The organism is Anaerovibrio sp. JC8 (assembly GCF_002100115.1).
Lineage (GTDB): Bacteria > Bacillota > Negativicutes > Selenomonadales > Selenomonadaceae > Anaerovibrio.
Genome location: NZ_ANBM01000001.1, coordinates 62,483 through 74,211 on the forward strand (window position 1 = coordinate 62,483; position 11,729 = coordinate 74,211).

Below are 11,729 nucleotides of genomic sequence, written 5' to 3' on the forward strand. Positions count from 1 at the left end.
CTGGGCACCCCTCCATTATCTGGTTATATCATTGAATGTAGCAAAAATCATCAGGCTTATGAGCAGTACCACACCCACAGTCTGGATGTAATACATGGCCTGCTTGCTCATCTGCTTGCCACGCACAGCCTCAATGCAGAGGGTCACAAAGTGACCGCCGTCCAGGGCCGGAACCGGCAACAGATTTACAATGCCAAGGTTAAGGCTCAAGAAGGCAGCAAAATTCAACAGCGGAATAAAGCCGTGCTGAGCCACCTCACCGGCCATCTGGGCCACACCGATTGGACCAGACAGCTCCGATGACGCCCCCTCCTGGGTAAAGAGCATTACCAGTGCTCCCAGCATACTCTTGAAAATACTCCAGGTCTTATCCACTGACAGATAGGCAGCCTCCAACGGATTAACGCTCTCGGTGACAAGGGTACCCTGAATGCCGATGACCACCCGCTTGGTGGCTTCATCCTCCATAGGAATTACAGTGGTGGCCTTTGTCTCATCGCCACGCTGGTAGGTTACCTCATAAGGCTTGCCGGCACCATCACTTATCAATGCAGAAATATCCTTCCACTCAGCTACCGGCTGGCCATTGATGGTAAGGATTTTGTCTCCCGATGCCAAGCCAGCAGACTGGGCAGGTGCCCCGGCAATTACATCCCCAACCACAGGCTCCGTGTTGGGGGTCTGAACACCGGTAAAGGCAAAAATCAAAAAGAACAGTACCAATGGCAGAACGAAGTTCATAAAGGAACCGGCCAATATTACAATCATCCGCGCCCAAACAGGACGTCTGTAATAAGCCCGCTCCCCTGCATCATTTTCATCCTCATCAAAATCCATGCCGGCAATGCGGTTAAAGCCTCCCAAAGGAATGGCCCGCAGGGCATACTTGGTTTCCCCCTTCTGCCAGTTCAGCAGTGTCGGTCCAAAGCCAATGGCAAATTCATCCACCCGCATGCCAGTCATTTTGGCAGTAACAAAATGTCCCCACTCATGAACCAGCACCAAAAGGCCAAATACAAATACCGCAGATACTATAGTCAATAACATAATGTTTTCTCCCTTTATTTAGACAGTTCCTGACGGGTAATCTCCCGGGCCCACCTGTCAGCCTCCAAAAGCTGCTCCAGAGTTGGGTTATACTGAACCTCAGCCTTGTTCATGGCATTTTCGATTAAATCGTATATCTTCAGGAAACCGGCCTGTCCCTTCAAAAAGGCCTCAACCGCCACCTCATTGGCAGCATTCATGACACATGGCATGGTACCGCCGGTTTTGCCCGCCTCAAAGGCCAGCTTGAGGCCACGGAAGGTATCCATATCCGGCTTTTCGAAGGTCAGCTGGGCCAGCTCATAAAAATCTACCCGCGGGAATCTGGACTCCACTCTTTCAGGATAAGTCAATGCGTACTGAATAGGCAGACGCATATCAGTGCACCCCAGCTGCGCCATTACAGTGCCGTCACGATACTGCACCATGGAATGAACGATACTCTGAGGGTGTACCACCACCTGAATCTGATCGTAGGTCACACCATAGAGCCACTTGGCTTCAATAACCTCAAGGCCCTTGTTGACCAGAGAAGCGGAATCCACCGTAATCTTCTGCCCCATATTCCAGGTTGGATGAGCCAGCACATCAGATTTTGTAACCTCTGTAAGCTCACTGGCCTTCCTGCCCCTGAAGGGGCCACCGGAAGCAGTCAGAATAAGCTTTTCCACTGCATTTCTGTCCTGTCCCTGCAGGCACTGGAAGAGAGCACAATGCTCACTGTCCACCGGCAAAATGGCACAGCCCATTTCCTTGGCCTTGGCCATTACCAGCTCACCGGCCACCACAAGAGTCTCCTTGTTGGCAAGGGCAATGTCCTTCTTTGCTTCCAAGGCTGCCATGGTAGGCTCCAGACCGGCAAAGCCCATGAGAGAGGTAACTACTGTGTCTGCCTCCGGGAACACCGCTGCCTCGATAACAGCCTCACGGCCACCCTTTATAACAGTCCTGCCGGAATAACGGCTCTTTAACCGCTCTGCTGCTTCCTTATCGGACAATACAGCCATTTCCGGCTTAAATTCATTAATCTGCTTTTCCAGCAGCTCATCACTGCGATTGGCTACCAGCACAGATACATGAAACAACTCAGGATTATCACGAACCACATCCAGGGTCTGGGTACCAATGGAACCGGTTGACCCTAAAACAACTAAATTTTTCATGTCACATACTCCTTAAAATATACTTAAAGAGAAATAGGCAATAAAGCATTTTGCTTTACTGCCAATTTATACCCATCAACAAAAACTGCGGCAGCTCAGCCGGCAATCCTTGCACAATACAGAAAATAATATACAAAGGGAACTGTATAGATTACACTGTCAAATCTGTCCCAGATACCACCATGGCCGGGAATGACATTGCCGGAATCCTTAATGCCCGTGTAACGCTTAACCACAGATTCAACCAAATCCCCAAGGGTTGCCACAACGCAGATGAAAAAGCCCAGAACGGCCATTACAACCACATCAAAGCCGAAAAAGACTCCAAGACCGGCCACGGAAGCGGTAGTACCAACAAGGCCTCCAATAAAGCCCTCTATGGTCTTCTTGGGACTGATCTTCTCACAGAGCTTGTGCTTTCCCAAAAAGCAGCCTGCAAAGTAAGCGAAGGTATCACTGGCCCAGGTGCCAATCAGGGCCACCCAAACCAGGGCACAGCCCAGCTGGAAATCACCAAGGCTGGTGGCAATATAGGCTTCCTCACCAATGAAGCGAAGCATTACCAGATGAACAAAGGACAAGCCTATATAGAAAACGCCTGCCACTGAAATAACAGCAGACAAAACATCGAATTTATCGTGATTCAAAACTGTGAGCAGCATAATCACAAGTGCTGAAAGCATTGCCGCACCGACAAGCATACCAGTGCTGCCCAAGAAGCCGCCGGCCCACATAATGGAAATCATTACCATACCGGTTACCAGTGTAGGCTTGTAGCCCTTCTGCTGAAAGGCATTGCAATACTCATACCAGGCACCAAAGGCCAGCAGCAGTACTGCCCCCGCAAACACCGTTCCACCATTCTGGATGACCAGTGCCGCCAGTATTATGCCAATGATTCCGGTAATTATTCTAGTAAGCATTCCTTAGTTTCCTCATTTCTTTTTACTAAGACCGCCGAATCTTCTGTCTCTCTGGGAGAAGTCCAGCAAGGCCTTATAAAATTCAGCCTTTGTAAAATCAGGCCAGTTGGTATCTGTAAACCACAGCTCAGCATAGGCCGTCTGCCAGATAAGGAAGTTGCTGAGACGCATGTCACCACTGGTCCGGATTACCAGATCCACCGGTGATACTCCCGCAGTATCCAGACGCTCCTCTATCATGCTCACGTCTATGTCATCCGGAGCAACATTCCCCGCCTGAACCTCCTTGGCCAAGGACTGCATAACTCTGAGCATTTCATCCTGACCGCCGTAATTAACGGCAACATTGAACTTTACGCCTGTATTATTGGCGGTACGCCTGCACGCATTGTCAAACTGTTCCTGAAGATATGGAGAGAAGCCGTCCAATCTGCCAATAAATTTTATGCGGATTCCCAGCTCATCCATTTCATCCAGTTCCCTTGCCAGGGAATCAGCAAACAGCTTCATCAAAAACTCAACCTCAGCGGTAGGACGCTTCCAATTCTCCGTGGAAAAGGCATATACCGTGAAAGCCTCGATTTTCAAATCTACTGCCGCACGCAAAATGGTTTTCAGGGTCTTAACACCTGAAGCATGGCCGGCTGAACGGACCATACCCTGGCCACTTGCCCAGCGTCCGTTGCCATCCATGATTACGGCAACATGCTTTGGCAATCTGTCTCTATCTATAAGAGCAAGAATTTCTTCCTCTGTTTTTGCATTTTTATTGGAGCTGTTCTTTTTTCCAAATATTTTTTTTAACATAGCAATACTCCTAATCAAAGAAAAGAAGCCCCTCAAAATTACTTATTGAGGGGCCTTTGACACTTTTATCCGTCACTTGCGGCGGCCGCGTGTCTTATTCAGGAGCAACAATTGCACCTACAGGGCAGCCTGCTGCACAAGCACCGCACTCAACGCAAACATCTGCATTGATCTCGTACTTGCCGTCGCCCTCAGAAATTGCCTCTACAGGGCAGGTGCCTGCACAAGTACCACAAGAAATACAACCGTCTTCAATCTTGTAAGCCATTACTAGAAACCTCCTTCAGCAGCCTAGCTGCTATTCCAATGTCTAACGTGCCATCAGGAAGCTGTCGCTGCCTAATGACATAATACCCTTCAGGCTCAAGCTTAAAAAAGTCCTTAGTCGGTCGGGTTACCGTTACATTATACATTATATGGGCATCATTAAGCAAGGTTTTAGCTAAATGCCAAGGCCTGCCTACAACATCAATTTCCATATTATACTTCCATTATTTCTTTTTCTTTTGCTTCCTTCAGAGTGTCCACATTCTTGATGAAGCCATCAACGATCTTCTGGAACTTCTCCTGGCCCTTCTTGGACTCGTCCTCAGTGATTTCCTTGTCCTTTTCCAGCTTCTTGATATGCTCGTTGGCATCACGGCGGATATTGCGGATAGCCACCTTGGCCTCCTCTGCCTTCTTGCTGACAGTCTTAACCAGCTCCTTGCGGCGCTCCTGGGTAAGCTGTGGAATGGACAGACGGATTGCAGTACCATCGGAGTTAGGGGACAGGCCCAACTCAGACTTCATGATAGCCTTCTCAATCTCGTGGAGCATGGTCTTTTCCCAAGGCTGAATCATAATCATGCGGGCCTCCGGAACAGAAACCTTTGCCACCTGGTTAACAGGAGTTGGGGTACCGTAGTAGTCTACCATTACCTTATCCAAAAGGGAAGGAGTAGCACGTCCGGCACGGAGAGAACCAAACTCTCTCTTGAGAGCATCAATGGACTTGTTCAGGCGTTCTTCACTGGAAGATATAATGTCGTTAATCATGATTATTTGCCTCCTACTGTAGTACCAATATCTTCACCGATAGCTGCACGGTAAATATTTTCAAAATCATCAATCTTGAATACAACCAATGGAATATCATTGTCCATGCAAAGACTGGTGGCAGTGGAATCCATAACACTCAGGCTGCGGAGCAGAATCTCCTTGTAGCTGATATTGTCAAACTTCTTGGCATCATCATTCTGGTTAGGGTCCTTATCGTAGATACCCTCGGTACCCTTCTTGCCCATGAGAATAACATCTGCCTCAATCTCAGCGGCTCTGAGTGCTGCGGTAGTATCAGTGGAGAAATATGGGTTACCGGTGCCGGCACCAAAGATTACCACACGGCCCTTTTCCATATGACGGGTGGCCTTACGGCGAATGTAAGGCTCTGCCACCTGACGCATCTCAATGGCAGTCTGTACCCGTGCAGGAACATCCTGCTGCTCCAGGGCATCCTGAATAGCCAATGCATTAATAACAGTAGCCAGCATACCCATGTAGTCAGCCTGGGCACGGTCCATGCCCTTGGCGCTGCCAGCCAGACCTCTCCAGATGTTGCCACCGCCCACAACGATAGCCACATCAATGCCCGCATCATGAACGCGCTTTATCTGCTTTCCGATAGCTTCAACCACAACAGGATTAATACCGAATCCCTGGTCTCCTGCCAAAGACTCACCACTAAGCTTAAGTAGAACGCGCTTGTATTTTCCCACTGCAACAACCTCCAAATTTGAGAATAACTAATTTTTTGTATATTTTAACTTTCAAAAACAATATTTACCATTTATATCTTAAAGAAAAGGGACCGCATGTGCAAGTCCCTTTTTCTATGAGAATCAATTATTTAATTACTTAATCTGAGCTGCAACCTCTGCTGCGAAGTCCTCATTCTTCTTCTCAAGGCCCTCACCCATCTCAAAGCGGGTGAAGCGGAGAACCTTAACATCACCAAGGATGTCCTGAATGGTCTCATGGTCGGAAGACTTGAAGAACTCCTGCTCAACAAGGCAAATCTCTTTATAGGTTTTGTTAAGACGGCCTTCAACCATCTTGTCAACGATGTTCTCAGGCTTGCCCTCTTCCAGAGCCTGTGCACGAAGAACTGCACGCTCATGGTCGAGATACTCAGGATCAACGCCACTGCGGTCAATACTCTGTGGCTTCTGAGCAGTAATCTGAAGAGCGATATCCTGTGCCAGCTCATCGCTGCCGCCGGAAAGCTCAACTACTACACCGATCTTGCCACCCATGTGAATGTAGGTAGCCAGCTTCTTGTCGGAAGTGTATACAACGAAACGACGGAGGGAGAGCTTCTCACCGATGGAAGCAACAGCCTCGGTCATGGTATCAGCAACGGTCTTGCCATCCAGCATGGAAGCGTTGAGAGCATCAATATCAGCAGGCTTGGTAGCAATGATGTGCTCTGCAATCTTCTTTACCAGCTCCTTGAAGTTGTCGTTCTTTGCAACGAAGTCAGTCTCGGAGTTAACCTCTACCAGACATGCAGTGTTGGAAGCAGCATCATAAGCAGCAGCAACAACACCCTCGGAAGCAATACGGCCAGCCTTCTTGGCAGCCTTGGAAATGCCCTTCTCACGGAGATAATCGATAGCCTTGTCCTTGTCGCCATCGCACTCAACGAGAGCCTTCTTGCAGTCCATCATACCAGCGCCGGTAATTTCGCGCAGTTCCTTAACTAATGCAGCAGTAATCTGTGCCATTGTTTATTTCCCCCTATTAACTCGGTTTTTTATCGAAAAAATAAGGGATAAGGGATATCCCCTTACCCCTTTTAAGGTTTTATATTACTCAGCTTCCTCAGCTGGAGCCTCAGCAGCCTCGCCCTGACGGCCCTCGATAACAGCGTCTGCAATCTTGCCGGTAATGAGCTTTACTGCACGGATAGCATCATCGTTACCAGGAATTGGGAAATCAATCTCATCTGGATCGCAGTTGGTATCGATAATAGCAACGATAGGAATGTTCAGCTTGTGAGCCTCAGCTACAGCGATTCTTTCCTTGCGTGGGTCAACGATGAACAGAGCACCTGGGAGCTCCTTCATCTCCTTGATACCGCCGAGATACTTCTCGAGCTTCTCCATCTCATGCTTCAGGCCCTGTACTTCCTTCTTGGTGAGAACCTCGAAAGTACCGTCCTCAGCCATAGCCTCAAGCTCCTTCAGACGCTTAACGCGGGTCTGGATGGTCTTGAAGTTGGTGAGCATGCCGCCCAACCAACGCTCGTTAACGAAGTACTGGTCAGCCTTGATAGCCTCTTCCTTAATAGCTTCCTGAGCCTGCTTCTTGGTACCAACGAACAGAACGGACTTGCCCTCCTCAGCTACGCTGCGAACGAAGTTGTAAGCCTCTTCTGCCTTCTTAACGGTCTTCTGAAGGTCAATGATGTAGATACCATTGCGCTCGGTGAAGATGTACTTAGCCATCTTAGGGTTCCATCTTCTGGTCTGATGTCCGAAATGAACACCAGCTTCTAATAACTGTTTCATAGAAACAACTGCCATAGTGGTGCACCTCCTGTTTTTATTTCCTCCGCCAGCCTCATCCGTTTAAACCACCACTTTGGGCACAGGTTAAACGTCCTCTGGCGTGCGTTTTCTAATTACACCGTGAAATACTATACCATATAGAATTATAGAATGCAACTATAATTTTATCTTTGTGTGAGAATATAACTGCCCGGGGATATTTCCCGTGAAGCCTCTATGGTCACCTCTGCCCCGAAATCCTCCATGAGCCTTCTGAAGCTGTCCATGGCCTTGATTTCATTGGCGGCCTGAGGATGAAGCTGAAGCAGATACCCATTGGCAGCATGCTTTTTGGCTTCCACCCGCCGAATGTTGCGGCTGATTTTCACAGCCAGGGTTTCCGGTGACAGGACCCTGCCGGTGCCCTCACAGACCGGACACTGGCAATAGAGCAGGCTTTCCAGATTTTTGCGGGATTTTCTTCTGGTAATTTCCACCAGACCAAGGGAGGTGATATCCACAATATTGGTTTTTGACCGATCCCCCTGGGCCAGCTGGCGCATTCTTTCCAGCAGTCTTTCGTTCTGCTCCGGACTGTCCATATCAATAAAATCCACCAATATAATGCCGCCCATATCCCGCAGGCGAAGCTGACGCATTATCTCATCCGCCGCTTCAATATTCAGCTTATAAACCGTGTCAGCGAGGTTCATATCACCTACAAAGCTGCCGGTATTCACATCAATCACCGTCATGGCCTCGGTCTTGTCAATAACCAAAAAGCCCCCGGATTCCAGCTCCACAGTGCGGCCGTTCAGCTTCTCCATGGCCTCGGTAATGCCATTATCCTTGAAGATATTGCGGCCTTCATAAAGCTCAATGCGGGACAGCATATCCGGTGCAGTGGCCTTTATCAAATCGCAGACCCGCTTATACATCCTTGGATTATCTATAACCATTTTGTCCACATCATCCGTGAGATAATCCCGGACAATGCGAATCACCAGATCTGCATCACGGTAAAGCAGTGCGCTGGTGGCAGAGAGCTTGGCCTTGGCCAGTATCTCATCCCATATTTTCATGAGATAACGGATATCCTTGACGATATTTTCCGCCGGCTGGCCCTGGGCCGCTGTGCGGATAATACAGCCCATGTTCTTTGGCACCTCGGCCCGGACAATGTCGTGAAGCCGCTGCCGCTCCCCATCGTCCTCTATACGATGGGAGGTGCCAATATAGGCGGAATTTGGCATCAATACCACATGACGGCCGGGGATGGACAGATGCATGGTAGCCCGCGGACCCTTGGTGCCCACCTCGTCCTTTATAATCTGAACGATGACATTCTGGCCAACGGTGATATTTTCACGGGGAGAATTTGCCTGGGCCTTTGATGCAATTTTGCCATTGCCCACATATAAAAAGGCATTCTTGGGCTGGCCAATATCCACAAATGAGGCCTGCATGCCCTTAAGGACATTCTGCACCTGGCCTTTATATATGTTGCCTACCAGATGGGCATGCTCCGGCCGTTCCAGCTCCAGCATGGCTAACTGGCCGTCTTCCACCACTGCCATCCGGGTCTCTTCCGGCATAACATTTACATATATTGTTTTCATGGCAAATCCTCCTTTCTATAAAAATTGACATACAAAGTTACTATACTAAATCAATAAGGTCCTTGCCCTGGCCCATGAGCTTGCTGCGGTTGATCAGTGCCCGGCCCAAGGCCACTGGCAAGCCATATTCATTATGTAACAGCTCCAGTATTTCCGCTGGCTTGATACTGCCGGTCTGGGTAATGGAAATATTCATGGTCAGCTTCACCCAGTCCCCGCTCATGCCAATCTTAACTGGCTCAATCATATACTGCTTAACTTCAATATCCCTGGTCTTTTTAGGGGTAACACGATGGTAATTGACCTCTGGTTCCTTATTATAGGCCTCCACTGCCTTCACCGCTTCATCCCAGTCACCAGTCAGGGGAGCCATCACCTCGTATATCCCCTGCTCCACCTCTGCCATAAGGGCCTTATGTTTTTTCCCCTCACAAGGCTTTGGTTCCTTCACGGGCTTCAGCTTAATAAGTCTTATTCCCGGAGGCAGGGCTGCAGACAGCTTGTCAAAAATCTCCGGCTGACAAAGAGGCTTGGTCAGCTCAAAATCCATGTATTCCGAATCTGAGGTTACCCCCAAGGATAATGGTGATGCAAAGGACATTTTCAAATGAGGATTGAAGCCCTCGGAATAAGCCGCTGGCAGCTTGGCCCGACGAATAGCCCGCTCCATAACGCCAGCATAATCCAAATGGGAAATATATCTTATTTCATCACCCTTGGTTAACTGGGCACGATACTTATACATTGGCCTTCACCTCCCCTTCCTTCCGCTTCCAGTCCACAATATCCACCTTAAGGGATGGACACACACCACAGCCGGAGCACTTGCCACGGCGGCAATCCTCAGTGAGCTGTTCTGCTATGGCCTTATCCCACTCACGCTTAAGGAATTCCTTGGAAACACCTGGGGTGGTATGCTCCCATGGCAACGGCTCATCAAAATCACGAATCCGCTGGCTGTATTCCTTCATATCAATGCCACATTTTCTGAAAGCTTCATGCCAAACATCTTCCTTAAAGAGATCAGTCCAGCCATCAAACTTGGCCCCATCCTTCCAGGCCTGATAAATCACCTGGGAAATACGGCGGTCTCCACGGGAAATAGCACCTTCAAGGACGCTGACTCTGGCATCATGATAATGGAACTTTACAGCTCTTTCCGTAATGCTGTCCTTCAAAAGACGCTGACGGCGCTCAAACTCATCCTTTGGCAGCTGGCCAAACCACTGGAAAGGAGTATGGGGCTTTGGTACAAAGCAGGATACGCTGATAGTTACAGTAACGCCCCACTTGCCCTTAACCTCCTTGTACTTTCTGGCTACTTTCTCCGCCAGTCTGGCGATACCCACAATATCCTCATCAGTTTCTGTAGGCAGTCCCATCATGAAATACAGCTTCACCTGCTTCCAGCCCTGTTTAAAGGCCGCTTCCACAGCAGTCATAAGATTTTCCTCGGTAACGCCCTTATTTATAACATCACGAAGGCGCTGGGTTCCCGCCTCAGGAGCGAAAGTAAGACCGCTTTTACGCACCTGCTGCATCTTGTGGGCCAAATCAATGGAAAAGCTGTCTATACGCAGGGATGGCAGGGAAAAGCTAACCTTCTCCCCCTCAAAATCAGAGAACAAATCATCCACCAGCTCCCCAAGACAGGAATAATCTGCAGAACTGAGGGATGTAAGGGACATTTCGTTGTAGCCGGAGGAATCCACCAGCTTACGGGCCAGTCCCCGGAGATATTCGCGGCTTCTTTCGCGGATAGGACGATAGGAAGTGCCCGCCTGGCAGAAACGGCACCCACGGGTACAGCCACGGAACAGCTCCAGCATAATTCTGTCATGAACTATGCCAATATATGGCATTACAGGCTTTTCCACGAAATGAACACTGTCCAGATCCTTAATAACCCGCTTGTAAATCTTGTCTCTTGCCTCTGGCTCCTTTGGCTCTATAGAAGCAAAATACCCTTTGTCGTTATATTTAACCTCATAAAAAGAAGGCACATAAATACCTTCCAGCTTAGCAGCTTCCTTTAAAAAGCCCTTTCTGCCCCCTGGCTTGCCGTCCTTTTTCCATTTCACAAAGGCCTCAGCCACTTCGGAGATAACCTCTTCTCCTTCTCCCAAAACGAAGAAATCAAAGAAATCGGCAATAGGCTCCGTATTGTAAACGGTAGGGCCACCGCCAAGAATAAATGGGGCATCCTCATTGCGGTCCTTGGCCCAAATAGGAATCCCGGCCAAATCCAGCATATTGAGAACATTGGAATATATCATCTCATACTGGAGGGTAAAGCCCAGAAAATCAAATTTCTTGATTTCAGTAAAGCTCTCCAAAGAAAATAAAGGTATGCTTCTGTCCCGCATGATTGCTTCCATGTCGGTCCAAGGAGCATACACTCTTTCACAGGCAGTATCCTGACGGTTATTCAGCACCTCATAAAGAATTTTCAGCCCGAGGTTGGACATGCCCACCTCGTAGGTATCGGCCATGGCCAGGGCGAAGTGGCAATCCACCTCGTCCCAGTCCTTATGCACGGCATTTAATTCATGACCTGTATAGCGGGCAGGCTTTTCAACAGCCTGCAGGATTTCAGGTTCTAATTTAATCATTGCTCAAGCTCCTCTATATAATTACAAA

General features: G+C 48.8%; 11 protein-coding genes and 1 pseudogene. All 12 read right to left on the minus strand.

From position 1 onward, the window contains the following. Window positions 1–15: 15 nt before the first annotated feature. Window positions 16–1,047: an RIP metalloprotease RseP gene (gene rseP / locus D081_RS00275; protein ID WP_085022138.1), complete on the minus strand. Its 1,032-nt coding sequence runs from the start codon at window positions 1,045–1,047 to the stop codon at window positions 16–18. Between the two features lie 14 nt (window positions 1,048–1,061). Next, on the minus strand, window positions 1,062–2,210 hold the full coding sequence (locus D081_RS00280) for a 1-deoxy-D-xylulose-5-phosphate reductoisomerase (RefSeq protein WP_085022139.1): 1,149 nt from the start codon (window positions 2,208–2,210) through the stop codon (window positions 1,062–1,064). Window positions 2,211–2,305: 95 nt separating this feature from the next. Next, on the minus strand, window positions 2,306–3,133 hold the full coding sequence (locus tag D081_RS00285; RefSeq protein WP_085022140.1) for a phosphatidate cytidylyltransferase: 828 nt from the start codon (window positions 3,131–3,133) through the stop codon (window positions 2,306–2,308). A 12-nt stretch (window positions 3,134–3,145) separates the two neighbouring features. Continuing rightward, window positions 3,146–3,940, minus strand: coding sequence for a polyprenyl diphosphate synthase (uppS, locus tag D081_RS00290; protein ID WP_085022141.1), 795 nt, complete (start codon window positions 3,938–3,940; stop codon window positions 3,146–3,148). A 94-nt stretch (window positions 3,941–4,034) separates the two neighbouring features. Next, a complete protein-coding gene (locus tag D081_RS00295; protein ID WP_085022142.1) occupies window positions 4,035–4,208 on the minus strand; it encodes a DUF362 domain-containing protein in 174 nt (57 codons plus the stop codon). After that, complete coding sequence (locus D081_RS00300; RefSeq protein ID WP_085022143.1) at window positions 4,192–4,419, minus strand: hypothetical protein; 228 nt, start codon at window positions 4,417–4,419, stop codon at window positions 4,192–4,194. Before D081_RS00300 ends, D081_RS00295 begins: the two co-directional genes overlap by 17 nt. 1 nt (window position 4,420) lies before the next feature. Then, window positions 4,421–4,978 carry a ribosome recycling factor gene (frr, locus tag D081_RS00305; RefSeq protein WP_085022144.1) on the minus strand — a complete coding sequence of 186 codons (558 nt, stop codon included), beginning with the start codon at window positions 4,976–4,978 and terminating at the stop codon, window positions 4,421–4,423. 2 nt (window positions 4,979–4,980) lie between these two features. Continuing rightward, on the minus strand, window positions 4,981–5,697 hold the full coding sequence (gene pyrH, locus D081_RS00310; protein WP_085022145.1) for a UMP kinase: 717 nt from the start codon (window positions 5,695–5,697) through the stop codon (window positions 4,981–4,983). Between the two features lie 135 nt (window positions 5,698–5,832). Beyond that, a complete protein-coding gene (tsf, locus tag D081_RS00315) occupies window positions 5,833–6,705 on the minus strand; it encodes a translation elongation factor Ts (RefSeq protein WP_085022146.1) in 873 nt (290 codons plus the stop codon). A gap of 84 nt (window positions 6,706–6,789) precedes the next feature. Beyond that, window positions 6,790–7,506, minus strand: a complete 717-nt coding sequence (gene rpsB / locus D081_RS00320; protein WP_085022147.1) for a 30S ribosomal protein S2 — start codon at window positions 7,504–7,506, stop codon at window positions 6,790–6,792. A 149-nt stretch (window positions 7,507–7,655) separates the two neighbouring features. Then, the gene (locus D081_RS00325) at window positions 7,656–9,089 is read right to left on the minus strand and encodes an Rne/Rng family ribonuclease (RefSeq protein WP_085022148.1); all 1,434 of its coding nucleotides are present in this window, start codon (window positions 9,087–9,089) and stop codon (window positions 7,656–7,658) included. A 40-nt stretch (window positions 9,090–9,129) separates the two neighbouring features. Beyond that, window positions 9,130–11,701, minus strand: a pseudogene (locus tag D081_RS00335) (TIGR03960 family B12-binding radical SAM protein). Window positions 11,702–11,729 lie beyond the last annotated feature (28 nt).

Excerpts from the sequence above, each read along its gene's own strand:
- rseP (WP_085022138.1), bottom strand. The coding sequence starts at position 1,047 with ATGTTATTGACTATAGTATCTGCGGTATTTGTATTTGGCCTTTTGGTG.
- D081_RS00280 (WP_085022139.1), bottom strand. The coding sequence starts at position 2,210 with ATGAAAAATTTAGTTGTTTTAGGGTCAACCGGTTCCATTGGTACCCAG.
- D081_RS00285 (WP_085022140.1), bottom strand. The coding sequence starts at position 3,133 with ATGCTTACTAGAATAATTACCGGAATCATTGGCATAATACTGGCGGCA.
- uppS (WP_085022141.1), bottom strand. The coding sequence starts at position 3,940 with ATGTTAAAAAAAATATTTGGAAAAAAGAACAGCTCCAATAAAAATGCA.
- D081_RS00295 (WP_085022142.1), bottom strand. The coding sequence starts at position 4,208 with ATGGCTTACAAGATTGAAGACGGTTGTATTTCTTGTGGTACTTGTGCA.
- D081_RS00300 (WP_085022143.1), bottom strand. The coding sequence starts at position 4,419 with ATGGAAATTGATGTTGTAGGCAGGCCTTGGCATTTAGCTAAAACCTTG.
- frr (WP_085022144.1), bottom strand. The coding sequence starts at position 4,978 with ATGATTAACGACATTATATCTTCCAGTGAAGAACGCCTGAACAAGTCC.
- tsf (WP_085022146.1), bottom strand. The coding sequence starts at position 6,705 with ATGGCACAGATTACTGCTGCATTAGTTAAGGAACTGCGCGAAATTACC.
- rpsB (WP_085022147.1), bottom strand. The coding sequence starts at position 7,506 with ATGGCAGTTGTTTCTATGAAACAGTTATTAGAAGCTGGTGTTCATTTC.
- D081_RS00325 (WP_085022148.1), bottom strand. The coding sequence starts at position 9,089 with ATGAAAACAATATATGTAAATGTTATGCCGGAAGAGACCCGGATGGCA.